Below are 24618 nucleotides of genomic sequence, written 5' to 3'. Positions count from 1 at the left end.
ACGGGTCTAGGTTGAGCGTCATGAGCAATCTTGAGCGTGAGGCGGTTCCCGCTCTGTGCGGCGGCCGGGGTTTCGTGGTGGCCGAACCGGTGCGCGAGCTCCTCAGCCCCCGCAAGGTCAAGCTCGGCGAGTCCACCGAAGTCCGCCGCCTGCTGCCCAACTTGGGCCGGCGCATGGTCGGCGCCTGGTGCTTCGTCGATCACTACGGTCCCGACGACATCGCCGACGAGCCCGGCATGCAGGTCCCGCCCCATCCGCACATGGGCCTGCAGACCGTCAGCTGGCTGCACGAGGGCGAGGTGCTGCACCGCGACTCGACCGGCAGCCTCCAGACGATCCGTTCGCGTGAGCTGGGCCTGATGACATCCGGCCGGGCCATCGCCCATTCGGAGGAGAGCCCGAAGTCGCACGCCCGCTTTCTGCACGGGGCGCAGCTGTGGGTCGCCCTGCCCGACGGCCACCGCCACACCGACCCGCGCTTCGAGTACCACGCGGAACTGCCCGTCGTCACGGCTCCCGGTCTGCGAGCCACGCTCATCCTCGGCTCCGTCGACGGCGCCACCTCACCCGGTACGACGTACACCCCGATCGTCGGCGCCGACCTGGCGCTCGCCCAGGGCACCGACGTACGCCTTCCGTTGGAGCCGGACTTCGAGTACGCCGTCCTGTCCATGTCCGGCGAAGCCCGTGTCGACGGGGTGCCGGTCCTCCCGGGCTCCATGCTCTACCTCGGCTGCGGACGCTCCGAACTGCCCCTGCGCGCCGAATCGGACGCGGGCCTCATGCTCCTCGGCGGCGAACCCTTCGAGGAGGAGCTGATCATGTGGTGGAACTTCATCGGCAGATCCCAAGATGACATCGCACAGGCCCGTTCGGACTGGATGACGGGCTCCCGGTTCGGTGAGGTGAAGGGATACGACGGTGCTCCACTGCCTGCTCCCCAACTCCCGCCCGTGCCGCTCAAACCGCGGGGAAGAGTCCGCTGACCAGGGGAAATGCGGGATGACGGTCGCGCGGGTCGAGTGGCTACCGCGACTTGCCCGCCCGTCCCCAGCTCATGGGGTTGGGGTTTGCTGCCAGGGGCTCTGTCGGTCTCCGTGGGGCCGTCCAATTGCGGCGGATGATCGCCGAGCTGCGCGCAGGAAGCGAGTAGTTCGCCGAGCTGTGGGATGCGGGCGTCGTCGGCAGTCTGGAAGTCCTCCACAAGAGGCTCGACCAACCGCAGGTGGGCATGCTGACGCTGGAATACAACGTGCTCCGGGTGGACGGCAGTGGCCTGCGCATCCTGGGCTACTCGGCCGAGCCGGGCAGCGAGTCCGCCGAGAAGCTGGAGTTGCTGTCGGTGATCGGCATGCAGAGCCTGGCGGAGTAGGGCCCGTCTGACCTTGGCTTTGGTCTCGGCGGGCTACGACCGGCCGGACCCGGTCAAGGGGACCGAGGTCCGGCCAGACGCCTCGGCACCCTTTTGCAGGATTGGGGGGGTATCTCTGTCGGCGACGGAGAACTTTTCGCTATCAAGCGTTGCGTCGACCGGAGTCCCGTGCCGGCGACGGCACAGCACTTGGCGCGGCGGCGATCCGGTCCGTGGACGCACGAGGTGCCCCGCTCCTGCTGAGCGGCCCGCACCGCTCGGACGGGCCGCCGATCACCTCGGCGTCGCCATTCGAGCGGTGCTCTCCGCGACAGACCGACGGCCCCGATGCCTCAGTTCTCCAGGACGAAGATCGGCTTGTGGCCGGCCCGGTCGGAGGTCAGCACGCCGGGGATCTCGTCCCAGCCGTAGATTCCGCTGGTGACCAGCTCGGGGTGGAGCGTGCCGGCGGCCACCGCCTCCAGGGTCGGCGTCATGTTCGGCCGCGCGTGTCCCTTGCCGTTGTGGAAGTGGACTCCGCGCTGGTAGAGCGCGAGCAGGGGGAGCTGGACCTCGTCGAAGTAGATGCCGACGCTGTTGACGTGGCCCTCGGGCACGACCGACAGCAGCGCCTTGCGCAGCCGCTCGGGGTTGCAGCTGGCGTCCACGGCGAGGTGGAAGTCCTTCTCCCGCTTGCCGTTGACGTCGTGGACCTCGGCGCCGAGCTGCTCGGCGACCTTCATCCTGACCGGGTCGTCGTCGTAGTAGACGGTGCGGGCGCCGGCGCAGTGGACTGCGACGTCGACGCAGTACAGGCCGATGGAGCCGGTTCCGCCGAAGACCGCGATCTTCGGGTCGGTGATCTGGGCGACGGTCGGCATCACCGTCTCCCAGCCGAGGGCGAGATTGTCGCCGATCGAGGCCAGGTGCACGGGGTCGACCCCGGCGGGCAGCTTGGCGAGGTTGAAGTCCGCGTAGGGAACGCGGATGAGTTCGTCGAAGGTCCCGCCCCAGGCTCCGTTCACCGGAAGGCCGTACTGGGCGTCGCCGTGGGCGAGACAGCGGGCGGTGTGCCCGAGCTCGCACTGCGCGCAGGTGCCGCACGCGATGTGCCACGCGACGCCGACGACGTCGCCGACCGCGACCTCCGTGCAGTCGGGGCCGACCTCTACCACCGTGCCCACGCACTCGTGACCGAGCGGGAACGGGCCGAATCCGGAGAACGGGGTCTTGTCGGCGATGACATGGTGGTCGAGATCGCAGGTCGTGGCCGCGAGCGGGCGCACGAGCGCGTCCGTGCCCTCGACGATGGCGGGGGCGTCGACCTCGTCGAAGCGCAGCTGTCCGGGCGCGACGAACATCAGGCTCTTCATGGGAAAGCTCCTCGGTTTCGTGGGGTCCCGGGCCGGGCCGACCGGTGTTGCCCGTCGGACCGGCCCCCGTGGTCGGTCAGACGGCGCCGGCGTCCGGGTCGCCGGCGGGGACGGCGTCCAGGAAGACCACGTCCGGCGGTCCGGCCAGTGCCTGTGCCAGGGCGACGCCCACCTCGCGCATCGCGGCACCCTTCATGTGCGCGCCCAGCGCCTCCTGCGAGGTCCACTTCTCGATCATGAAGAACTCGCCGGTGGTGCCCGCCTTGCGGTGCAGCGCGTAGCGCAGACATCCGGGTTCGGCGTGCACCGCGGGCACCGCTGCCGTCAACGTCTTCTCGACCAGCTCTTCCTGGCCCGGCTTGGCGACCATGGTCGCCACCAGGACTACCGGCTCGGGCATGGGGTACACCTCTCTCGATATAACACTCGTCATAACTATGGCAGATGTTGCAGGCCGCTGGTCACAGGGGTTGGTCGAACCGGGCCATGGTGACGATGCGGCCGCGTGCGGCCAGCGTCGTGTTCATCAGCGCCGTCATGCCGTAGATGTGGAAGAACGGCAGGACCGCCAGCACGACGTCGTCGGAACGCAGGTCCAGCACCGGCGCGAGCTGCGCGATGTTGGCCACCAGGTTGCGATGGGTCAGCATCACGCCCTTCGGTACGCCCGTGGTGCCGGAGCTGTAGGGCAGCACGGCCACTCGCTCGGCCGGGTCGAACCGGTCGGGCGCAGGCGCCGAGGCGGACGCGGACGCTCGGCGTCCAGCAGCAGGGTCGCGGCGGCGTCGAGCCCGGCCGCGCCCACCGCTTCCCCGGCCGTCGAGGCCAGGGCCGTCAGCGTCACCAGCGTCCGCGCCCCGGAGGCGGTCAGCTGTTTGGCGATCTCCGCAGCGGTGGACAGCACGTTCACCGTGGTCACGGTGGCGCCCGCCCGCAGGATCCCGTGGAACGCGACCGCGAACGCCGGCACGTTCGGGCACAGCAGCGCCACCGTGTCGCCGGGGCCGGCGCCACGCGCCGTCAGCTCGGCGGCGAACCCGTCGACGCCGGCCCGCAAAGACCCGTACGTCAGCATCTCACCGGACTCCGCGGAGACCAGCGCGACCCGGTCCAGCTCGGCGGGGCCCAGACCCGCGAACAGGTAGGCGTGCAGCCCAGGATCAGGCAGCTCCACGTCGGCGTGGGGACTGGCGAAACTCATTGGCGCACCTTCAATCCAGGGCCGCGAAAGCGGCCTTGACGTACTGGGTCGTGCGGTCGCTGCCGAGCAGCCCGGTGCCCATGTTGTTCATGACGTACGAGATCGCCGCCCGGCGTTCGGTGTCGATCACGACCACCGATCCACCCCATCCGGTCCAGAAACAGATCCGTCCTTCCGGGAGATACGGCACCGCCGGGGACGGCAGCCCGAACCCGATGCCGAAGCGCAAGTGCGCCCCGAGCACCAGATCCGGCCCGTCCGTCGCCTGACGGAAGATCAGGTCGATGGTCCGTGGCGACAGCAGGCGTACGCCGTCGAGCGTGCCCCCGCAGGCGATGACGGAGTGGATCCTGGCGAGCGACCGGGCGTTGCCGTGGCCGTTCGCCGCGCCGATCTCGGCGCGGCGCCACTCGGGGCGCCACGACTCCTCGGCACCGCCCAGGGGACCGGTGAACGTCTTCATCGCCACACCGTTCGGATCGGCGCCGACGAGATCACTCGACCGCAGCGGCGGCGGTACGACATCGGCGACCCTGGCGAACTCGGAGTCCGGCAGACCGATGTGGAAGTCGGCACCGAGCGGACCGGCGATCTCCTCGGCGACGAACCGGCCCAGGGTGCGCCCGTCGATCCGCCTGACCAACGCGCCCACCAAGTGCCCGTAGTTGAGCAGGTGGTAGCCGGACGCCGTGCCCGGAGGCCACCACGGTGCCTGCGCGGCCAGCCGGGCCGTCGACGCCGGCACGTCGCGGACGTCCGCGACGGTCACCGGCCGGTCCCACCCCGAGACGCCGGAGGTGTGCGACAGCAGGTGCCGGACGAGCACGCCCTCCTTGCCGCGCGCGGCGAACTCCGGCCAGTACCGGGCCACCGGGGCGTCGACGTCGAGCAGTCCGCGCTCCACCAGCAGCAGCGCCGCCAGGGACGTGACCGTCTTCGTGCACGACCAGACGTTGGTGATCGTGTCGCGCCGCCACGGCGCGGTACGGCGCTGGTCGGCCCAGCCGCCCCACAGGTCGACCACTGGCTCCCCGTCTACCAGGACCGCGATCGAGGCGCCGAGTTCGTCGCCCGCGTCGAGGTTCTCGGACAGCCGCGCGGCCACCTCCGCGAAGCGCTCGTCGCACACTCCGTCCAGATCCGCCATGGTCAGCCTCCCAGCCGGGTGCAGTCGCCGACCGGCCGCACCGACGCGCCAGGCACGCCGTGCAACTCGCGGCCAAGGCTCGCGCGCGCGATGTCGGCGGTGTCCAGCAGATAGGTCTGGCGCATCCGCCACGGGGCGCGGTGGCCCTGCCGGGGGAAGCTCTGGACGCCCCTCTGGACGTAGCCGGACGCCAGCTCGATCATGGGCTGCTCCCGGACACCGGGCTCCGCGGGCGGGGTGACCGCCGCGAGGTCCGCGCGGCGCATGTGGTTGAGGACGCGGCACACCAGCCGCGCGGTGAGATCCGCCCGCATCGTCCAGGACAGGTTGACGTAACCGAAGCAGAGCGCGAGGTTCGGCACGTCGCTGAGCATGGTGCCCCGCCACAGCAGGTGACGCGCGGGCTCGACCGGCTCGCCGTCGACGCTCACCGCGATATGGCCGAACGCCAGCATGCGCAGCCCGGTCGCCGTCACCACGATGTCGGCCGGCAGCACCCTGCCCGACCGCAGCTGGATCCCCTCGGCGAGGAAGCCGTCGATGTGATCGGTGACCACCTCGACCTCCTCGCGCTGGATCGCCTTGAACAGGTCCGCGTCGGCCGTGATGCACACCCTCTGGTCCCACGGCGCGTACGACGGGGTGAAGTGCTCGCGCACCGCCTCCTCGCCGATCCGTCGCGCGGCGGCCCTGGTCAGCAGCGTCCGCGCGCGGTCCGGGAAGCGCCGGCAGTAGTGGTAGAAGCCGTTGGAGTAGGTGGCGTTGCGCGCCCTGATGACCCGGTGCGCAAGTGCGGCGGGCAGCCGCCGCCTGACCCTGGCGGCGAACCGGTCGCGCCGCGGCAACGCGCTGATCCAGGTCGGCGTGCGTTGCAGCATGGTCACCTTCGCCGCGTCGCGGGCCATCGCGGGGACGATGGTGATCGCGGTCGCGCCGCTGCCGATCACTACGACACGCTTGCCCGTGTGGTCGAGCCCCTCGGGCCAGAACTGCGGATGCGCCACCGTCCCGGCGAAGGACTCGATGCCCGGGAACTGCGGGTCGTGCCCGCGCTCGTAGTCGTAGTAGCCGGTGCACAGGTAGAGGAATGAGCAGGTCACGGTGGACCGCCGCGGTCCGTCGTCGCCCTCGCGCTGCTCGACGGTCACCGTCCAACGGGCCGTCTTGCCCGACCAGTTGGCCGCGACCACCTTCGTGGAGCAGTGGATGTGGCGGTCGATGCCGAAGCGGTCCACGGTGCGCCGCAGGTAGTCGAGGATCTCGTCCCCGTCGGCCATGGAGTTCTCGCCGGTCCAGGGCTGGAAGGGAAAACTGAGCGTGTAGATGTCGGAGTCGGCACGGACCCCCGGATACCGGAACAGGTCCCACGTCCCGCCCAGGGACTCGCGGGCTTCCAGCACGGCGTACGACCGATCGGGACACTGTGACTGCACTCGGTACGCGGCGTCGATACCGGAGATACCCGCGCCGACGATCAGGACGTCGACATGACCGGGCAGCGAGGCGTGAGGGGGACTGGTCATGGCACCCGAGTATGGAAGCGCTCCGAAGACGTCGCTTAACCCCAGGCGACAAAAATTTAACTCTGCGCGACACGCCGTGCGGTGGACGCGTACCTGGCGTCACGGCGGACCTGCGTCGGCGTCCTGCCGAACCAGCGGCGCGCCGCACGAGTGAGGGCCGCCTGTCCGGCCAGCTCCACCAGCGACGCGACCTGGGAGAACGGCATGTCGGTCCCCGTCAGCAGCCGGTGCGCCGCGTTCTTGCGGACGTCGTCGACGATCGCCTGGAACGAGGTGCCCTCCTGCGCCAGTCGGCGCTGCAACGTGCGCGGATGCATGTGCAGCCACTCCGCGACCAGATCGATCCTCGCCGGGACCGTGCCCAGTGCGCGGCTGACCGCCGACCGCACCGTGGTCACGACGCTCTCGCGTGGATCGGTGTAGTGCGCCTCCAGGTACTCCACGACCATGCGCCGCAGTTCGGGATTGACCGGGGTCGACATCGGCTGGGCGAAGAGCTTCGTCGGCAGCCGCAACAGGGCACGGCCGGTGTCGAACCGGACCGGCGCGCGGAAGAAGTCGGTGTACACCGACTCGTCGGTCAGCGGTGGATGGGGCATGTACACCCCGAGCAGCTCGTAACCCCCGCTCATCGTGATGAGATTGCGGTGCAGCAGCCCCAGACCCGCGTCGATCGTCTGCGGTTCGTACGGGATGTCCGGATGCAGCATCCGGTATTCGATCGCCCCGACCCCCGCGTAGTGTTCGGGATCCTGTGCGCGCGACAGACGAATCCCCTGGTTGTGCACGTACAGGAATCGCGACGCGCAGTCCAGCCCCTCTCCGACGGTGTCGCAGTTCCCGACCGCCAGAGCCAGTGGGCCGAGCATGGAAAGGTCCTGATACGCCGCCAGACGCAGCCCGAAGTCCGGGCAGTTGAGTCTCTTCGTGGCACTGCGCAGGATCCGCCCGGCCGTCACCGTCGGCAACAGCCCGTGCTCGGAGTCCAGATCAGCGGGCGAAACACCGAACTCGGACAACAGTGCCGCCCCGTCGCCACCAAGGTCGTCGATCAGACGATCGATGCCGCGGATCGCAGCGGCCCGGATCTCCATCTGCATGCGTCAACCATCCTCGTCGGCGACACGGCGCGGTCTCCACGAATCCAGCCCGGTCGCACCTATGGCACGGACATCCGCAGCTTCGTACGGGCCCCGGTCACAGGAGGGCGGATCGGTCCGCGCGCCTGGCGTCTCAGCCCGTGCGCCGAACCAGGGCAGCCCTCGCGGAAGATGGCCACGCAGGTGTGGCGGGGTGCCCGACCGGGCCACGTCTCAGCAGCCCTCTGTCACGCTTCTTCCCGCAGGCCGGGGAACAGTGCGCGGACCTGGTCGGGGTCGGGCGCGATGAAGACACCGTCCGCGGTGACCAGGTTTGTGGAAGGGGCCGCCTGGGTGGTGATCGCTCCGGTCACGAAGATCTTGCGGTTCTCCGTGCCGGTGACGCGTCCGAGGATTCGCAGTGGTGTCTCCAGCGGTATGGGCTGGTGGTAGCGCATCTGGAGGGAGACGGTCAGACCGGGAGTTCCAGCGGCGGTGCAGGCCTGGCCCATGAGTTCGTCCAGGAGCATGGCGCTCAAGCCGCCGTGGCCGTAGCCGGGCGGGCCTTCGTGGGCGAAGCCCAGCGTGCAGTGACCGATCAGGCCGTCGTCGGTGGGCGTGATGTGCACGGGCGGGGCCAGCGGGCTGCCCGCCCCGACGACAGGGCTGTACATCCGCGGCCCCCGGGGAACCCGTCCACTTCGGGGATCTCCGCTCGTGTGCGCCGTCGCCCGGTCAACTGGCCGGTGACATGGCGGACGCCGTCCGCCACCCGGTGGAGGGTGTCAGGCGAGGCGGCGGTGCGGACCGTGGCTTCCACCAGTGCGCGCAGTTCGTGTCCCAGGCGGGTGATGGCCGCCTTCTGGTGTTCCAGGGACTCGGCTCCCGCTCCAGCGGGCGGCTCGGTGAGGGGGGTGTGCATCGGCTTTCTCCGTGTGTGGGGGGCGAGTTCTGGGTGGCGTGGTCAGCCAACGGCCCGGACGAAGATGGGCTTGAGACGCTGTGCGTGTCCGTTTCGGCGACACAGCAGGACCTATGACAGTCGCTACTGGAGACGATGGCGGTAGACTATGACAATTGTTATAGTCCAGGGATCAGAAGGGGTTCGCAGGTGACCAAGTCCAGTCCGTCAGCGCGTGATCGGATCGTGGCCGGTGCGGCCGACATGATCAGTCGGCGTGGCCTGAACGCGACGAGCATCCGCGAGACGGCCAAGCACGCCAGGGCGCCGCTCGGGTCGACGTACCACTACTTCCCCGAGGGCAAGCAGCAACTGGTCACCGAGGCCGTGCGCTACACGGGCGAGTGGACCTCGCGCAACCTGCGCAAGGAACTGCGGGCTGGTCCGGTCGCCGGTCTGCAAGCTTTCCTCGCTCTCTGGCGCAAGATCGTCGTCGACAGTGACTTCCGAGCCGGTTGCCCCGTCCTCGCGGTCTCCATCGAGGAACCGGCCGCCGGCGAGACGTCCGCCGTCCTGGCGGCGGCTGCCGACGTCTTCACCACATGGGAGGGACTGCTCGCCGACTCCCTGCATGAGCACGGTGCCGAGCCCGAGCGGGCGGCGGACCTCGCGACGCTCATCGTCGCGGCCGTCGAGGGAACCGTGGCCATGTGCCGTGCCAAGCGCAGCACCCAGCCCCTCGATCGCACCGCCGAGCAGCTGCGGGCGCTCATCCTTGCCGCGGTCAAGGACTGAGCCCGGCTCGCACTCGACAGCTCGGGCTTCAGGTCCCCAGCGCGGCACGGACCGCCTTGACCCGCTCCTCCGTGAACACTCCGCTCTGAAGCAGCGGCAGGATCGACAGCACACCGCCGGACGAGCCCCAGCTGCCCTCGTCGATCACCCGGAAGTTGACCCACCAGGCCGGCGCCGGCTTCTCCAGCCCGCAGGCCGCCGCCAGCGCGGCCAGCACGCGCTCGATGACCTCGGCCCGTACCTCCGGCGGCCAGGCGGCGTCCATGACCGCGAGATCGATCACCATCACGTCGAGTTCCGGGTCGGCGTCCGCCAGCAGTCGGCCGCCGATGGCCATCATGTCCCGCTCGCGCTCCACGAAGTGCACCTGGAACCCGGGCCGCGCGGCCGGAGCGAACTGGCCCACCTCGGGCACCAGTACCGCGTCCGTCAGCGTCTCGGCCAGCTCGCGGCGCTGCTCCAGGGTCAGGCGCCCCTTGGGCGTGTTCACGGTGATGATGGTCACGACATCCTCCTATGACAGTCGTTATGGGCGGCAGATTACACACCTCCATAACAACTGTCATATCTGGTCCGCCCCCGGGTACGGTCCAGGGCACGCCACGGGTCAGAGGGCGTCTCGTGAATGGCGGCCCAGGCGACATGCTGATCGGGCCGCACGAGGGGCATCTCACTGCTGAAGCGATCGCGGGGGTCGGGCCGACCCAGATCCACGACGGTCAGCGGGACACCTCGTCGCTCCACCGCTCTGCGAAATCGTCAGTCGGTGATCACGGGGCTGCGGTGGATCCATTCGCTGTCATGTGCCGCCTGGTGCATGAAGCCGGCCACGTCCGCGCGGCTGATGGTCGGGTTGCCCTTCATCGGCAGCCGGTCTCCCGCCTTGTAGGCGCCCTTGGCGGGGCCGTGGGTCAGCCGGGTCGGGTAGACCACGGTCCAGTCCAGCCCGCTGGAGCGGATGCGCTCGTCCGCGATGTCCTTGTCGGCGTAGATCGACCGCAGCAGCGTGCGGTAGATCGCCTTCTGTGTGGTGCTCGACCAGCCGAGGGTGTGGCCGACGCCGAAGGAGGACAGCCACACCAGTCGGGAGATGCCCGCTTCCTTGGCGGCGCCGATCGCGGCCGCAGAGGAGCGCGTGAAGAGTTCGTCGGCGCGCACCGAGGTGCTCCTGCCGAGGGCGGAGATGATCGCGTCGTGACCGGCCGCGCCGGCGAGGACGTCGCGGTGCGAGGTGGCGTCTCCGGTGACCACCGTGACTTTGTCGGCCAGGTCACCGAGAGCCGCCGGGTTGCGTACGAAGGTGGTGACCGAGTCACCGGAGCGCAGGGCCAGGTCGACGACATGGCGACCGGTGGGGCCGGTCGCACCGAGGATGAGCAGTTTCATGGCAAGGGAATCTTCCGTGAGCGTGTGGGGGCGGGGTGCGCGTGCGCCTGTCGCGTCAGCGGTCGCATGTGTGTCGCAAAGACAGAGGCCGAAGCGGATAGCTGTCCGCTATCCAGAAGGTAGCGGACACCTGTCCGGTTAGCAAGACCGGATCCCGGTACGGCCGAGCATGGACGCCGGACAGCGAGTCCACAGAGACTGGTGAGGGGGGCACGGCGCGAAGGGGCCGAGCCGGACGTATTCACCGAGCGGATCCAGAGCGGCAGACGGCAGGGCGGGGAAGTCGCACGGATTCCGCCGACCACCCCCGGCCTCTCGCCGCTGCCGCGGGCCCGGCTGCCCTCAGTGCCGCCCCGGCGCCCCCGCGCGCAGGCCGTCCATGATGAGGTCCAGCAGCCGGGTGGTCTTGGCGTGCCAGTCTCCGCGGATGTCGATCTGCCAGATGCCGGCGATGGCGAGGAGGAAGTCGTCGGCGGTCACCCCCGGGCGGATGGTGCCGGCCTCGTGGTTGGCATTGAGCAGGGATTCGATCGATCCGACCACCAGCGAGTATCCCGACGACTCCGGCCCTCCCGTCGTGCCGGCGGCCTGACGTAGCGCGTCGGCCAGCCCGGTCTTGGCCATGATGAAGCGGGCGAGGCGGTCCATCCACGTACGCAGGGCCTGGTCGGGCTCCGTGGTCCTCAGCAATTCGGCCGCACTGTCGGTGAGTTGCTGCACCTCGTGGCGGTACACCTCGAGGATGAGCGCTTCGCGATTGGGGAAGTTGCGGTAGAGCGTGCCCTGTCCGACGCCCGCCTTCTTGGCGATCGTGATCAGCGGGGCGTCCGGAGAACGCGACAGTTCGACCAGTGCCACCTCCAGGATGCGCTCCCGGTTGCGCTGCGCGTCCGACCGCTGCGGCCCGCCAGTCCTTGACTTCACATGCCCTCCTCCCGGGCTTGCATCCGAAGCTCTTGCTTAACCGGACACCAGTCCGCTACGTTCTCCATACCGGACTGCTGTCCGCTTGTGTTTCACCATAGTGGGCGAAATCGTTCGGCGTCATTGGCCGGTGGCGTGGGCCACCGGCGTCCGCCCTCCATATCCCTGCCTGATCATGACCCGGCCTTGCCCCCTCTTCGGACACGCCTCCTGATTCGTCTGCCTGCCGGATCGCTCCCGACACGTTCCAGATCTGTGCCGAAGGTCGATCCGGGACCACGGACCAACAGCCGGGTACAACTCTGGAGACAAGCATGAACACCCCTGTGCTCCGCCGCGGTGCCACCTTCCTCAGCGCGGACATCCTCGCCGCGGCCGCGCTGACCGCATGCACCACAGCCTCCGCCGGTGCCGGCACCCCGCTGCCGGCACCGGCACCGGCGGAGGCACTCGCTGCGGCCATCCCGCACGGCGTCCGGGTGAGCCAGGAAGTGGGCAACAAGCGCATCGCGATCGCGTTCCTGGACCTCGCCATCAACCACAAGAAGCCCCGGGAGGCCGCAGACCGCTACCTGGGCGCCCCCTACATCCAGCACAACCCCCAGATCGCCGACGGCAAGGAGGCATTCGTCGCCTGGGCGGAAGCCTTCATCGCGGCGGCCCCATAAGTCAGGATCGACTTCAAGAGGGCCCTCGCCGACGGCGATCTCGTCATGCTGCACAGCCACGTGACGACCTCCCCGACCGACCGCGGCACGGCGGCGGCAGACATCCTCCGGCTGAAGAACGGCAAGATCGTCGAGCACTGGGACGTACTCCAGGCAGTGCCTGAAACATCGGCCAACGACAACACCATGTTCTGAGCGCACCGCTGCCTCGCACACGCCTTGCGGTAGCGCCAGCCCCCCCCGAGCGGCTTCCGTCGGCTCGCCGGCCCGCACATCACCGGTGGCACCGGGTCACCTCGGGCACCACGCTGCTGCGGTCTCCAGGAACGGTGACCGGCGTTCGCGGAGGCATGCGGTGTCGTCGCCCGGCTCGGCCGAGGAAAGATTTCAAGCCACCGGGCGCATCCTGCCGACTGGACGTCGAGGCCACACGTCTGCAGAAGGTCCCCGAAGTGGGGCGCACGGAGCCCGAGCGGCGGGTCTGGTGAGCCGGCGCAGCCGACGTGCCGGCATGAGGTCCTGGTCGGTCAGTCCGCGCTGAGGGGAATCCGCAGCCGCACCCGGTAGCCGCCCTCCGTGGTCGGGCCAGCCTCCAGGGTGCCGTGGAGGATGTCGGCCCGTTCCCGCAGGCCGACCAAACCGTGCTGTGATCCGGGCAGGGACAAGGAGGGACGTGTGGGCGGGGTGTTGGCGACGGTCACTCCGACGTTGTCGCCGTCCTGCCACAGCTCGACGCGGGCGTTGGCGCCGGGGGCGTGCTTGCGGACGTTGGTCAGCGCTTCCTGGACCGTGCGGTACAGGGCCCGTTGGGCCGGTGTGCCCACGGTGGGCGGGAGTTCACCTTTCAGCTGTGCGTGAGTGCCGCTGGATTCCACGAGTTTGTGCAGGTCGGCCAGGGTGGGCTGAGGCGTCAGCTCGGTGGCTTGGCCGCCGGAGGCGCGCAGCAGCGTGACCATGGTGCGCAGTTCGTCGAGTGTGGTGACGCCCAGCGAACGGATCGTGCGGGCGGCCTCTTTGGCGTTCGGGTCCTTGGCGGCTACCTGCATGGCTCCGGCCTGTACGGCGATCAGGCTGACCTGGTGGGAGACCACGTCGTGCATCTCGCGGGCCAGCTGGGCGCGTTCGCGGGCGAGCACGGCCTGGGCGTGCAGGGCCCGCTCGTGCTCCCTGGCCTCCTCGATCTCCGTCAGCCGCCGCGCCAAGTCCCGGTGCGCCTGGAGGAGTTGTCCGAAGAGGACCGGGGCCGCGGCGGTGGCCAGGCTGTACACGAAGTCGATCAGCGTCATGGTCCGGCCGACCTCGGCGAAACTGGCCAGGGGCCACGGAATACTGCCCGCGACTGCGGCCAGGGCGACGCATCCCGCGAGGAGAGGACGGTTGCGGGAGCGTTCGGCCAGGGTGAACAGCGCCACGAGCGGGGCGAGGGCGATCGGCTGCGTCAGCGCGATGGGCAAGGTGAGCAGGAAGACGCAGAGCGGGAACCTGCGCCGGAAGGCCAGCGCGGCGCAGCCGAACGTGGCCGGCGCGACGCCGGGACGCGTGTCGTCCCACAGGCTCGGCCATACGTCCAGGGCGGCCACCGCCACCAGGACGATGTCGACGACCGGCGCGGGAACCCGCTCCCACAGGACACGTGCGCGATTCATCGTGTGGCCTCCGGCTGCGGGCGCTCGTCGAGCAGCCCGGCCCGCTGCGCCAGCAGCGCGGCCTGCACCCGGCTGGTCACCCGCAGCTTGGTGAGGATCGCGCTGACGTGGTCCTTGACTGTGCCGGCACCCAGGTGGATGCGGGACCCGATGTCGGCGTTCGACAGGCCCTCCGCCACCAGGAGGAGGACGTCCCGCTCGCGGGCGGTGAGCAGCCGGACGCGGGCCGCCTCCTCGTCGACGGCCGCCTCGGTGCCGGGGTGGCTGTGCAGCAGGGTCCGCGACGCCTTGGGGGAGAGCACCACGCCGCCCGCGGCCAGGGTGCGCACCAAGTGGGCGAGTTGGTCCGGCTCGGTGTCCTTGAGGAGGAAACCGGCCGCGCCGGAGTGCAGCGCGGTCAGGATGTACTCGTCGGCGTCGAACGTGGTCAGCATCGCCACCACGGGAGCGTCCGGCATCGTCCGCAGCTCGCGCAGGACGGTGAGGCCGTCGACGTCCGGCATCCGGATGTCCAGCAAGACCACGTCGGGCCGCTCGCGGCGGACGGTCTCCACGGCGTCGCCGCCGCTTGCGGTCGCGACGACCTCGATGTCCTCGGCCGCGCCCAGGATGAGCCCGAACCCCGACCGCACCAAGGCCTCGTCGTCCACCACCACTACCCGGATCACGTGCGCTCCGCCTCACCTTCGTCCCTACCGCCCGGCTCATACCGCCTCGACCCTAAAGCCCCAGAGCGTCCCTGCAGCGTCTCGGGTGCCAGCTCCAGCCACCCGGCGGGGTATCACCCTCCAGTCGGCAGGGGCACGGCAGCCTTCTGCCGGATACTCCGCGGCTCGCCCGGTCTCCAGCCTGAGAGCCATGACACAGCACGCAGACTCCCCGCCGACCGACGCACCATCGCCTGAACACGAGCGCGGTGCGCCCACGCCGGGCGCGCCCGGCGTGGGCCGGCTGGTCGGACTGGACCTGGCCCGGGGCCTGGCCGTCTTCGGCATGTATGCGGTCCATGTCGGCCCCGCCCCGGGCCAGGACGGTGTCATCGGCTTCCTGATGGAGCTGGCGCAGGGCCGCTCCTCCGCCCTGTTCGCCGTCCTGGCCGGCTTCGCGGTCGCCCTCATCACCGGGCGCCGCACACCCAAGACCGGCCTGGCCGGCCGCCAGGCCGTCGCCAAGGTGATCATCCGGGCCGTGATCCTGATTGCCCTGGGCACCGCCCTGACCTTGACCGGTACTCCGGTGGTGCCGATCCTCGCCTTCTACGGTCTGTTCTTCCTGCTCGTGCTGCCGCTGTACCGGCTGGGCGCCAAGCCGCTGGCGCTGATCGCGGCGGGCTGGGCCCTAGTGGGCCCGCAGTTGCTGTACGTGCTGAAGCCGGTGGTCGGCGACCGCGTATTCCCCACCTTCGGCCAGGCCGACGGCATCGTCTCGCTGCTCTTCACCGGCGGCTATCCGGCCCTGACCTGGGTCCCGTTCGTCATCGCCGGTATGGCTGTCGCCCGCTGCGATCTGGCTGTCACGGCTGTCCGGATACGCCTCGCCCTCACCGGCGTCGCCCTCGCCGTCACCGGCTACGGCGGCTCCTGGCTGGCGCTGCGTCTCGTACCAGGTGCCGCCGAGGCCGTCCGGAAAGCCGAACAAGGATCGGGCATGTCGTCAATGTCGTCCATGCCGTCCGTATCGCCCGACAGCATCGGCATCTTCGGCGACAGCCCGGCCGGGATGCTGGCCGCGGCCCCGCACAGCGAGGCGACGCCGTCCATCGTGGGCGCCACCGGTGTGGCGATCCTGGTGATCACCGCGTGCCTGGCCGCGATGGACACCTTCCCCCGGCTGCGCCGCCTGGCCAAACCCGTCATCGCGGTCGGCTCGATGTCGCTGACGGCGTACGTCTACCACATCGTCGCCATCTGGCTCCTGAACACCGAGGAAGCGACCGTCCAGCGCCTGTACATCCTGCTCGGCTTCATCGCGTCCGTCACCGTCCTCGCCACCATCTGGTCCCGCTTCTTCCAGCGAGGGCCGCTCGAATGGCTGATGGGCCGGGCGACCGAGATGGCCCGGCGCGTTCAATGAGACGCATCTGAGGAAGCGCGACCTCGCCAACCGCAAGAAGCGCGATTCCCGCAGTGGCCGACCACCAACGAGCGGCCTCGATCACCCGGGCAGGTCATGCGGCGTTCGGGACACGAGGACAGGAACAGACTGCCAAGAGCTGAAAGGCTTCGACATTACTCAACCTCTCTGACCTGCGAAAACGTCAAGGATGAGCGTTGATCGGCAAGGACCGCCAAGATCCTCAAAGGACTCGGCCTCCGTCGGGGCCTGAGCCTGGCGTTCGATGTCGCAGGTCACGGGATCTGGGGTCTGCGTGGCACAGTCGGCGACCGTTTTTCGTGCTTCATGACTCGACATCTCGAAGCGTGAAGAACGGTCGCCTGACGCGCAGCCCGTTCCCGCGGAGCTCAGCGCACCTACCTCGCCGCCGTCCTCTTGCTCGGCCTGGTCCTGGGCCGACCCCATCGCCATCAAGGAAGGTCTCGACGCCTGGCAAGGCAAGGGTTGCTGTGCGCCGGCCATCCCGTCCGCCGTAGAGGCGGACGCCTGCGGCTGCTGGCCCGACTGCAACTGCTGCTGACACGGCTCGCCACTCCGACTACCGGGGCAGCTTGGCCGTGCGCTCGGGGTGGGCGGCGGTGACGTAGCGCATGGCGGTCTGCTCGGTGATGCCGAACAGGCGCATCAGCCTGAGCGGGTCGGCCCACCTCGCCCGCCCGGGCAGCAGGCTGGACCTCGCGTCGCGCCACCCCGAAGTTCTCCCTCAACCGCTCCAGTCCGGTGCGCGACCAGCGCGCCTTCGCCGGCTTCCAGATCGGCGGCATCCGCACCACGCAGGAGATGCTCGACTTCTGCGCCGCACACGGGGTAGGCACCGAGGTGGAAATCATCTCGGCCGAGAGGATCAACGAGGCGTATGACCGCCTCCTCACCTCCGACATGCGCTACCGCTTCGTGATCGACACCTCCACCCTCGGGACCACATCATGACCACGATCGCCGTCATTGGAGCCGGACCAGGTCTCGGGACCGCGGTCGCCCGCCGATTCGGCCGCGAGGGCCACGCCGTCGCGCTCATCGCCCGCGACCAGGCCAGGCTGGACACCCTGGCCGCCGACCTCGCGGGCGACGGCGTCACGGCACGCGGCTTCACCGCCGACGTACGCGACCCGAAAGCCCTGCAGACCGCCCTGGACGCGGCGCACGCCACCCTGGGCCCGATCGGGATCCTCCAGTACAGCCCGGTCCCGCACCGGGACTTCATGCGGCCGGTCCTGGAGACGACCCCGGCGGACCTCGCCGGCCCCGTCGAGTTCTCCGTCTACGGCCCGGTCGCAGCCGTACAGCAGGTGCTGCCGGACATGCGGGCGCTCGGCCGCGGCACGATCCTCTTCGTGAACGGCGGCACGGCCGTGGTTCCGCACCCCGACCGCGCGGGCACCTCGATCGCCTTCGCCGCCGAGAGCGCCTACGCCCGGCTGCTGCATGACACCGTCGCGGACGAGGGCATCCACGTCGCACAGCTGATCATCCCCGGCGCGATCGTCCCCGGCCACCACCGCAAGGACCCGGCCGTCCTGGCGGAGACCCTGTGGGGAATGCACCGGGACCGGCAAGGCTTCCGCCACTTCGCCGACGACCTCGACTCCTGAACGGGCCGGGAGACACACCATGCTCGGTCTCGAACTTCCACCTCGCTGCGGGAGATTCGCCGGGACCTGCGGGGCATCGTCCTGATGAGCACCCTGCTGGTCATCGGCACCGCCGGAGCCGTAGCGGCCGTGGCACATGAACTGGGCCTGGCCTGGGGCCCGGCACGGGTGCCCATCGCGTTCGGCCTGTTCCTCATGGCGGTGGGGCTGACCGCGCTGGCCGTCGCTGAGCCGCCCTGTCCCTGAAGCCGGCCCCGCAGAAGTGAACCAGGGCGCGTCTACGTCCGTTCCGTGAACGGCCCGACCTCCGACTGGTTCCGCGCCACCCGGTCCCGCCACGAGGGCCGCATCCGGGCCGGAGGCGTCGACCGGGACGTCGCCTTCGTCGACGTGGACGGTGCGATCAACGACCGGGTCGACGCGGCCTACCGCGCCAAGTACGGCCGGTACTCGGCGAACACCACCCGGCGGATCACCAGCCCCGAGGCGGCATCCACGACCATGCGGCTCTTGCCCCGCTGACCTACGTTCCGGCCGCGGGAGCGAGCACTGGCTCGGGGTGAGGCTGCCGGGCGGTGTCCTCGACGCCGATGCGGGGCAGCCGGTGGTCGAGCCAGCGGGGCAGCCACCAGGTCGCGCGTCCCAGCAGCGCCATGGTCGCGGGCACGAGCACCATGCGGACGATGGTCGCGTCGAGCACGATCGCGGTCGCCAGGCCCAGGCCCATCATCTTGACGAGCGGTGACGGGTTGGCGACGAAGCTGAGGAACACCACCGTCATGATCAGTGCGGCAGAGGTGATCACCCGGCCCGTGGCCGCCATGCCGCGGGCCACCGATTCGCTCGGGTCGCCCGTGGCGTCGTACTCCTCGCGGACGCGCGAGAGCAGGAACACCTCGTAGTCCATGGACAGGGCGAACAGGACAGCGAAGAAGATCGTCGGCATGGGCGAGGCGATCTGGAAGGTGCCCTCCAGGTTGAACAGGGCCCCGAGCCAGCCCCACTGGAAGACGGCGACCACCACGCCGTATGCCCCGCCGATGGACAGGAGGTTGACCACAGCGGCCTTCAGCGGCAGTGCGACGGAGCGGAACACCACCATCAGCAGCAGGAACGACGCCGCCAGGATCGCGGCGATGAAGACGGGCAGGGTGTGGGCGAGTTGTTCGGTGAGGTCGTCGGTCATGGCGGTCAGGCCGGATATGGCGACGTTGTCTGGGGCGAGGTCACGGACGCGCTCAAGGGTCCGGGAGGTCTCGGCGTCCGCGGGGGCGGTGGTGGGGAGCACGGGCAGCACGACGGTGTCCCCGGCCGCCGAGGTCTGTGGCTCGCCGACCGTGGCGATGCCGGGGACGGCGGCGACGCGCCGGGACAGTGCGGGGATGTCCTCGGCGCCCACGCCGGGGCGGGTCAGGTCGGCGACGATCAGCAGGGGGGCGTTGAAGCCCGGGCCGAAGCCCTCGGCGAGCAGGTCGTAGGCGCGGCGGTGGGTGGTGCTCGTGGAGTCGTCGCCGGCGTCGGGGAAGCCGGTCTCCATGCGCAGCGCGGGGGCGGCCAGTGCGAGCAGGACGGCGGATGCGGCGAGCAGGTGGCGCCACGGCCGGCCGGACACCCGGTGGGCGAAGCGCCACCATGCCGTGTCCTCGGGCTTCTTGAGAGTGCGCTTGCGGCCCCGGCGGGGTGCTCCCCGGCGGCGTGCTGTGCGTCCTTGGTGGACTCGGTCGCCGAGGAGCGACAGCAGCGCGGGCAGCAACGTCAGGGCGGCCGCCACGGCGAAGAGAACGACCAGGGAGGTGCTCAGGCCGATCGATGTCAGGAAGCCCAGGCCGGTCAGCGCGAGAGCGGCCATCGCCATGATGACGGCGCCGCCGGCGAACAGGACGGCCGCGCCCGCGGATCCCATGGCGTTCGACAGTGCGGTGGCGTTGTCCTGGCCGGCGGCGTGGTTCTCACGGTGACGGGCCACGATGAACAGGGCGTAGTCGATGCCGATGCCCAGGCCGATCATCGCGCCGATCGTGGGGGCGGCGGTGGAGACGTCCATCGCGTTGGCCAGCAGCATGACGCTGCCCAGGCCCGCGGCGACGGCCACCAGGGCGAGCGCGATCGGCACCAGTGCGGCGACGATCGTGCCGAACGCCACGACCAGGATGACGAGTGCGGTCAGCAGGCCCGCCGCCTCCGCACCCGATGTCTCCGTCTCGGCGTTGATGAAGACGGCGTCGCCACCCAGTTCGGCGACGACACCGCCCGCGCGTGCGGGCTCGATCGCCTCGGTCAGGGCCTCGATCTCCCCGGGGTCCACGTCCATCGCGGGTACGTCGAACGTGATCCGGGCGAAGCCGATACGTCCGTCGGGTGAGAGCGTGCCGGCGGTGAAGGGGTCGGCCGCGGTGGCGACGTGCTCCACGTCGGCGATGCGGGCGACCGCGGCGTCGACGGCGGACCGGTGGCGCTCCAGGCGCTGCCCTTCCGGTGCGGCGAAGACCGCCATGGCCTCGCCGCCGGACGCTTCCGGGAAGCGCTCTTCGAGCAGTTCCATCGCCTCCTCGCTCTGGCTGCCGGGAGCGACCAGGTCGTCGACGAACGAGCCGCCCAGCGTTGCGGCCAGAGGCAGTACCAGGAGGAGGGCAACCGCCCAGGTGGCGATGGTGACCCATGGTCGGCGCGCGCTCGAGCTGCCGATGCGACGGGTGAATCGGTTCATGGCTGTGTGGGCTCCCCGTGAGATGGCCGCCGTCCGCCGCCGGTCCGTGGCGCGCCGGCGGCAGGAGTCTTGAGCGGTTCCATCGTGGGTTCGGGCGCCGGTGCTGTCCCCCGCCACCGGACGGGTACGGGGCTCCCGCGCGGGACGGGGACAACGCGGCGGCACCTCCCCCTGACGGGGGAACCCGGGATCCGCCCACAGACGGGTGACTGCACCTGCGACCTGGGCCTACGATGGCCTGCCCGGTGCACCCTGATGACCAACGCCAGGGCACCGGAAGCCTTTTGACGGAGCGATGATGAAGCGCACGGCGCTGTCCTCAAAGACGCCGGTCTCCGGCGTGCCGGGCAGGTTCCGCGGGCCCTTCGCCCGGTGGCCGCGGGGCGCGGACGCCGTCCTCGCCGCCGCCATGTTCCTGGCCACGGTGTTCTTGGAGGAGGCACCCGGAGACGCGCTCGGCGTCCGCCCGATCACCGAGGTGCCCGTCCCGGTCGTGCTGCTGTACGCCGTGGCCGGTGGGGCGCTCTACCGGCGTCGCCGCGAACCTCTCGCGGTCCTGTCCGTGGCACTCGTCGCCTGGGGCCCGACGCTGGGGAGCAGCTACTCCGCCGGGGGCGGGTTCGTGATCGTCGCGCTGTACAGCGTTGGGCGGTACGCCGCGGACACGCGGCGGAGCCGCCTCGGCACCGCCGCGGGCTTCGCCGCGGCCATCATCGCGCTCGTGATCGACGGCCTGCTGCACTCCTCCCCCTGGGGGGACGTCGGCTTCGGCGCCGTGGTCATGTTCGTGGCCTGGTACATCGGCCGGCGGCTGCGGCTGCGTGCGGAGCGTGCCGCCCGACTCCGCGAGGAACAGGCCGCCGAGGCGCGCCGGATCGTCGCCGAGGAGCGCACTCACATCGCCCGCGAACTGCACGACGTGGTCGCCCACCGGGTGAGCATGATGACGGTGCAGGCGGGCGCGGCCCGGATGGTGGCCGCCGAGGATCCCCAGGAGGCCCTCGAAGCGATGGCGGCGGTGGAGCAGGCCGGGCGCCAGGCGCTGGACGAACTGCGGCACCTGCTGGGAGTACTCCGGCCGGACGCCGACCGCGACCGGCTGGGCCCCCAGCCCCGGCTGGCCGACCTTCACCAGCTCGTCGAGCAGGTCCGCGAGGCCGGACTGGACGTGTCGGTCACCGGCGATGTCCAGGCCGCTCTCCCGGCCCGCGTGGAGCTGTCGGCGTACCGCATCGTCCAAGAGGCATTGACCAACGTGCTCAAACACAGCGGACCGCGGACCCGCGCCGAGGTGCGCCTGAGCTTCGAGAGCGGCGGCCTCACCATCGAGGTGCTCGACGACGGTCGTGGAGCCGCCGTCCAGTCCGTGTCGGCCGGCGCCCACGGCGGTCTGCCCGGCCATGGGATCGTCGGCATGCGGGAGAGAGCACTCCTCCTCGGCGGCAGTCTCGATGCGGGGCCGCGTCCCGGCGGTGGATTCCGGCTGGCCGCCCATCTGCCTACGGGAGGAGAGCCCGCGTGAGCATCCGTGTCGTCGTGGTGGATGACCAGGCGCTGGTCCGCCGGGGCTTCGTCATGATTCTGCGGGTCCATGACGACATCGAGGTCATGGCCGAGGCCGGGACCGGACTCGAGGCAGTCGACGCGGCACGCAGGCATCGTCCGGACGTGATCCTCATGGACATCCGCATGCCCGGCATGGACGGCATCGAGGCCACCTCCCGGATCCTGCGGGAGGCGGACTGGGACGTGCGGGTGCTGATCCTGACCACGTTCGATCCGGACGAATACGTCTACAAGGCGCTGCGTGCCGGTGCCAGCGCCTTCGTGCTCAAGGACATTCCCCCCGAGCAACTCGCCACCGCCGTGCGCACCGTGGCCGAGGGCGGTGCACTGCTGGCACCGTCGATCACCCGGCGCCTGATCGACCAGTTCGCGGAGCGACGTGTCGTCAACACGACCGTGGCGGGCCGCCTGCAGCGGCTCACCGACCGCGAACGCGAGATCGTGGTCGCCGTCGCGCGGGGTGCGAGCAACTCGGAGATCGCCGCCCAGCTCTTCATCGGGCCCGCCACCGTCAAATCGCATGTGTCGAGCATCCTCACCAAACTCGGTCTGCGTGACCGCATCCAGATCGTGATCTTCGCCTACGAGAGCGGACTCGTCGAAGCGGGCGACCACGACGTCGGTCACTGAGACCACTTCCGAGGTTCTGGGAGCTTCCTTGGAAACGGGGTGGCCTTTTGGTCGTGCGCGCCCGTGACCTGCGGCGTTCTCCCGTCGACTCTCAGAAACCTCCCAGAACCTCTCGGGAACGTCGTAACCGTGACCGCCAGTGTGTGCGGGTCTCCTGGCACGCGGCGCCGTGAGCTCCCCGTTGGTGCCGCGTGCTTCCCCGCGAGCGAAGCGGAGCGTTTCCTGCATGGTTGCCACCACACCTCGTCGCCAGGCCAGGCCAGGCCCGATTCCAGTCCGCTGGTACGAGTCCGCGACCCCAACACAGCACCGTGCCCGTGCAGTTGATCGGCCCGTGGCAGAACGCTCTGGAAGGGGCTGCGGCCACGCTGTGCGCGGTGGTCGCCATGGCGACCGTGTCCGCGCCGGCGCTGGCCCTGCTCGACGCTGGGTCCTTCGGGTCGCTGTGGTCGTTGACGATGGCGTTGACGGCCATGGCCGTCGGCGGCTCGGTCAACGCGGGTTCGGATGTCTCCGGGGACACCGGGTCGATGGGCGGGCCGGCCTCCCTGTTCGGCGGTGGTGGTGGCATCAGCCCGTCGATGAGCGGCGCGGCCGATGTCGTACCGCTCGGAGTCACGCTGGTCGGCGCCGTCGTCCTGTGGATCGCGTTCTCGTGGCGGCTGCGTCAGGCGCAGCGGCGGCGGTTCACCGCAGGTGAACTGGCCGTGCGGGCCGCCGGAGCGGGGACCGCGGCGCTGTTCACGCTCATGATCGTGGCCGGCCTCGCGAAGGGATCGGCCGACATGCCCGCGTCGGCGATGACCGGGATGGGCGGAACCGGTGGGGGCCGGTCTGCCGGGGGCGGCGGCGGTGGTGGTGGACTGGCTGAACTCTTCGGCGGCGGGAGTGGTGGTCTGGGCGGTCTGATGGGCGGCGGTACAGGGGCCCAGCCGACGATGACGTACCACGTGGGCGCGGGCTCGGCCGGCTTCGGCGCGGTGTTGTGGGTGGCCGTCGTACTCGGCGTGGGAGTCCTGATCAGCCGCCGGGTGCGGCTGCCGCTGGGCGGCGCCCTGGACGGGCTTCGCACCGGCTGGGGCCGGAGTCTGTCGGCTGTCGTACGTACGGTTCTCGTCCTGGCGGCCGTACCGCTGGTGGTCCTGGCGGTCGTCGGGGCGGTGGTCGGCGGCCGGGCCGGCTCGGCGGCTGGGGCCGCTCTGTTGCTCGCCCCGAACTTCCTGGCCGTGTTTCTGACACTGGGCGTCGGTTCCTCGTGGACGGCCGCGGCGTATCCGGTGCGGAGCGAAGGCGGCAGCAACCCGCTCGCCTCTCTCATGGGCGGCATGGGTGGCATGGACGGTACGGGTGCGATGGGTGGCGGCCGGCAGCTCGACCGTACCGAACACCTGAGGTCTCCGTCGGCGGGCGGCTGGCCGCTGTGGTTCGCGGCCCTCACGGTGACCGTCCTGATCCTGCTGGCCTGTGCCTATCGGGCTGCCCGGGCCACACACCCCGGCCACAAGCTTCCGCTCCTGCCCTACCGGGGCCCGCTGGCTGGGCACTTCGGCATGGCGGAGCGGTTCGGTGTCGTCACGGCCGTCGTCCTGGGCGGGGCGGCCTGGCTGGTGGGGGCGTCCGGGCACTTCGGCATCAGTATGTTCGGCAGCGAGATGGGTGGCATGCGGGCCGAGCTGAGCGGCAGCGTGCTGCGGACGGTCCTCTTCGGATTGCTCGTCGGCGGGCTGGCCGGGTTCGGCGGAAGCCTGCTGTCCGCGGTGCGCGATGTCCGCGGGGCGCGGTGACAACGGGGCGCGGTGACAACGGGCTTGATGTGGTGAAGACAGGCGACTGAGCGTTCTGCCTTGTCAGCGGTGCCCGGCCGGTCACCGCCCTTGCCGTAGCCGGCGCTCGTCAATGGGCCGACCGCCACGCGCACGCCGACCGTCGCACCGCCGGGCGCCTTCGGGGGCACGGCGAGGGTGCGGTCGACGCCGGCGTTGTCCGCCACGGTGATCCGACAGGCATCTTCACG

General features: G+C 70.4%; 24 protein-coding genes and 4 pseudogenes. 14 read left to right on the top strand and 14 right to left on the bottom strand.

The annotated features are described in order from the left end of the window. The first annotated feature begins 20 nt into the window (after positions 1-20). Together FE633_RS24680 and FE633_RS48680 are read left to right on the top strand one after the other, a co-directional pair. Positions 21-986, top strand: a complete 966-nt coding sequence (locus FE633_RS24680; protein ID WP_138047372.1) for a pirin family protein — start codon at positions 21-23, stop codon at positions 984-986. 176 nt (positions 987-1162) lie between these two features. Continuing rightward, on the top strand, positions 1163-1372 hold the full coding sequence (locus tag FE633_RS48680; RefSeq protein ID WP_281291255.1) for an MmyB family transcriptional regulator: 210 nt from the start codon (positions 1163-1165) through the stop codon (positions 1370-1372). 332 nt (positions 1373-1704) lie between these two features. Here FE633_RS48680 and FE633_RS24670 read toward each other — a convergent pair whose 3' ends face one another. The 8 genes and pseudogenes from FE633_RS24670 to FE633_RS48665 form a co-directional block, all read right to left on the bottom strand. Continuing rightward, a complete protein-coding gene (locus FE633_RS24670; protein ID WP_138047371.1) occupies positions 1705-2724 on the bottom strand; it encodes a zinc-dependent alcohol dehydrogenase in 1020 nt (339 codons plus the stop codon). Positions 2725-2800: 76 nt separating this feature from the next. Then, entirely contained in the window at positions 2801-3124 is a 324-nt protein-coding gene (locus FE633_RS24665; RefSeq protein WP_138047370.1) for a putative quinol monooxygenase, read from the bottom strand. Positions 3125-3185: 61 nt separating this feature from the next. Beyond that, positions 3186-3799 (bottom strand): annotated as a pseudogene (locus tag FE633_RS48675) (AMP-binding protein). Positions 3800-3935: 136 nt separating this feature from the next. Next, positions 3936-5072 carry a serine hydrolase domain-containing protein gene (locus FE633_RS24655; protein ID WP_138047369.1) on the bottom strand — a complete coding sequence of 379 codons (1137 nt, stop codon included), beginning with the start codon at positions 5070-5072 and terminating at the stop codon, positions 3936-3938. A gap of 2 nt (positions 5073-5074) precedes the next feature. Next, the gene (locus tag FE633_RS24650; RefSeq protein ID WP_138047368.1) at positions 5075-6595 is read right to left on the bottom strand and encodes a flavin-containing monooxygenase; all 1521 of its coding nucleotides are present in this window, start codon (positions 6593-6595) and stop codon (positions 5075-5077) included. 56 nt (positions 6596-6651) lie between these two features. Then, positions 6652-7695 carry an AraC family transcriptional regulator gene (locus tag FE633_RS24645; protein WP_138047367.1) on the bottom strand — a complete coding sequence of 348 codons (1044 nt, stop codon included), beginning with the start codon at positions 7693-7695 and terminating at the stop codon, positions 6652-6654. A 227-nt stretch (positions 7696-7922) separates the two neighbouring features. Continuing rightward, a complete protein-coding gene (locus FE633_RS48670) occupies positions 7923-8348 on the bottom strand; it encodes a PaaI family thioesterase (RefSeq protein ID WP_246113821.1) in 426 nt (141 codons plus the stop codon). Then, on the bottom strand, positions 8273-8596 hold the full coding sequence (locus FE633_RS48665; RefSeq protein ID WP_246113820.1) for a hypothetical protein: 324 nt from the start codon (positions 8594-8596) through the stop codon (positions 8273-8275). Before FE633_RS48665 ends, FE633_RS48670 begins: the two co-directional genes overlap by 76 nt. A gap of 189 nt (positions 8597-8785) precedes the next feature. Between FE633_RS48665 and FE633_RS24635 the strand changes: the two genes are divergently transcribed. Beyond that, positions 8786-9370 (top strand): TetR/AcrR family transcriptional regulator, encoded by a 585-nt coding sequence (locus tag FE633_RS24635; RefSeq protein WP_246113819.1) that lies wholly within the window; start codon positions 8786-8788, stop codon positions 9368-9370. Between the two features lie 28 nt (positions 9371-9398). Here FE633_RS24635 and FE633_RS24630 read toward each other — a convergent pair whose 3' ends face one another. The 3 genes from FE633_RS24630 to FE633_RS24620 form a co-directional block, all read right to left on the bottom strand. Then, a complete protein-coding gene (locus FE633_RS24630; protein WP_138047365.1) occupies positions 9399-9875 on the bottom strand; it encodes a tautomerase family protein in 477 nt (158 codons plus the stop codon). 254 nt (positions 9876-10129) lie between these two features. After that, the gene (locus tag FE633_RS24625; protein WP_138047364.1) at positions 10130-10756 is read right to left on the bottom strand and encodes an NAD(P)-dependent oxidoreductase; all 627 of its coding nucleotides are present in this window, start codon (positions 10754-10756) and stop codon (positions 10130-10132) included. 342 nt (positions 10757-11098) lie between these two features. Then, positions 11099-11680, bottom strand: a complete 582-nt coding sequence (locus FE633_RS24620) for a TetR/AcrR family transcriptional regulator (protein ID WP_138047363.1) — start codon at positions 11678-11680, stop codon at positions 11099-11101. Between the two features lie 314 nt (positions 11681-11994). Between FE633_RS24620 and FE633_RS48660 the strand changes: the two genes are divergently transcribed. Both FE633_RS48660 and FE633_RS48655 read left to right on the top strand, forming a co-directional pair. Continuing rightward, the gene (locus tag FE633_RS48660) at positions 11995-12348 is read left to right on the top strand and encodes a nuclear transport factor 2 family protein (RefSeq protein ID WP_246113818.1); all 354 of its coding nucleotides are present in this window, start codon (positions 11995-11997) and stop codon (positions 12346-12348) included. A 6-nt stretch (positions 12349-12354) separates the two neighbouring features. After that, positions 12355-12543: a nuclear transport factor 2 family protein gene (locus tag FE633_RS48655; RefSeq protein ID WP_342791211.1), complete on the top strand. Its 189-nt coding sequence runs from the start codon at positions 12355-12357 to the stop codon at positions 12541-12543. Between the two features lie 332 nt (positions 12544-12875). Here the strand turns inward: FE633_RS48655 and FE633_RS24610 are convergent, their stop codons facing one another. Both FE633_RS24610 and FE633_RS24605 read right to left on the bottom strand, forming a co-directional pair. Then, the gene (locus FE633_RS24610; protein WP_138047362.1) at positions 12876-13994 is read right to left on the bottom strand and encodes a sensor histidine kinase; all 1119 of its coding nucleotides are present in this window, start codon (positions 13992-13994) and stop codon (positions 12876-12878) included. After that, a complete protein-coding gene (locus tag FE633_RS24605) occupies positions 13991-14662 on the bottom strand; it encodes a response regulator (protein WP_171060110.1) in 672 nt (223 codons plus the stop codon). The genes FE633_RS24610 and FE633_RS24605 overlap by 4 nt, the downstream gene beginning before the upstream one ends. 190 nt (positions 14663-14852) lie before the next feature. On the opposite strand from FE633_RS24605, the gene FE633_RS24600 reads away from it, so the two are divergent. The 6 genes and pseudogenes from FE633_RS24600 to FE633_RS24580 all read left to right on the top strand — a co-directional run. After that, positions 14853-16067: a DUF418 domain-containing protein gene (locus FE633_RS24600; protein ID WP_138047361.1), complete on the top strand. Its 1215-nt coding sequence runs from the start codon at positions 14853-14855 to the stop codon at positions 16065-16067. A gap of 396 nt (positions 16068-16463) precedes the next feature. Further along, a pseudogene (locus tag FE633_RS49830) lies at positions 16464-16629 on the top strand (cation transporter); the annotation flags it as partial. 179 nt (positions 16630-16808) lie between these two features. Beyond that, a pseudogene (locus FE633_RS24590) lies at positions 16809-17039 on the top strand (alcohol dehydrogenase); the annotation flags it as partial. Beyond that, positions 17036-17701: an SDR family NAD(P)-dependent oxidoreductase gene (locus tag FE633_RS24585; RefSeq protein WP_138047360.1), complete on the top strand. Its 666-nt coding sequence runs from the start codon at positions 17036-17038 to the stop codon at positions 17699-17701. The pseudogene FE633_RS24590 and the gene FE633_RS24585, both read left to right, overlap by 4 nt. Before the next feature lie 84 nt (positions 17702-17785). Further along, a complete protein-coding gene (locus FE633_RS47410) occupies positions 17786-17947 on the top strand; it encodes a hypothetical protein (RefSeq protein ID WP_171060109.1) in 162 nt (53 codons plus the stop codon). Positions 17948-17983: 36 nt separating this feature from the next. Next, a pseudogene (locus FE633_RS24580) lies at positions 17984-18223 on the top strand (DUF2255 family protein); the annotation flags it as partial. Between the two features lies 1 nt (position 18224). Here FE633_RS24580 and FE633_RS24575 read toward each other — a convergent pair. After that, positions 18225-20408 (bottom strand): MMPL family transporter, encoded by a 2184-nt coding sequence (locus FE633_RS24575; protein ID WP_138047358.1) that lies wholly within the window; start codon positions 20406-20408, stop codon positions 18225-18227. Between the two features lie 295 nt (positions 20409-20703). On the opposite strand from FE633_RS24575, the gene FE633_RS24570 reads away from it, so the two are divergent. The 3 genes from FE633_RS24570 (at position 20704) to FE633_RS24560 (ending at position 24388) form a co-directional block, all read left to right on the top strand. Continuing rightward, positions 20704-21930: a sensor histidine kinase gene (locus FE633_RS24570; RefSeq protein WP_212747272.1), complete on the top strand. Its 1227-nt coding sequence runs from the start codon at positions 20704-20706 to the stop codon at positions 21928-21930. Further along, positions 21927-22604: a response regulator transcription factor gene (locus FE633_RS24565; RefSeq protein ID WP_138047357.1), complete on the top strand. Its 678-nt coding sequence runs from the start codon at positions 21927-21929 to the stop codon at positions 22602-22604. The genes FE633_RS24570 and FE633_RS24565 overlap by 4 nt, the downstream gene beginning before the upstream one ends. Positions 22605-22915: 311 nt before the next feature. Then, a complete protein-coding gene (locus FE633_RS24560) occupies positions 22916-24388 on the top strand; it encodes a streptophobe family protein (protein ID WP_246113816.1) in 1473 nt (490 codons plus the stop codon). The last annotated feature ends 230 nt before the right edge of the window (positions 24389-24618 follow it).

The sequence above is a fragment of the Streptomyces montanus genome, assembly GCF_005786655.1.
GTDB lineage: Bacteria > Actinomycetota > Actinomycetes > Streptomycetales > Streptomycetaceae > Streptomyces > Streptomyces sporangiiformans.
This window is presented reverse-complemented; position numbering and strand designations above follow the sequence as displayed.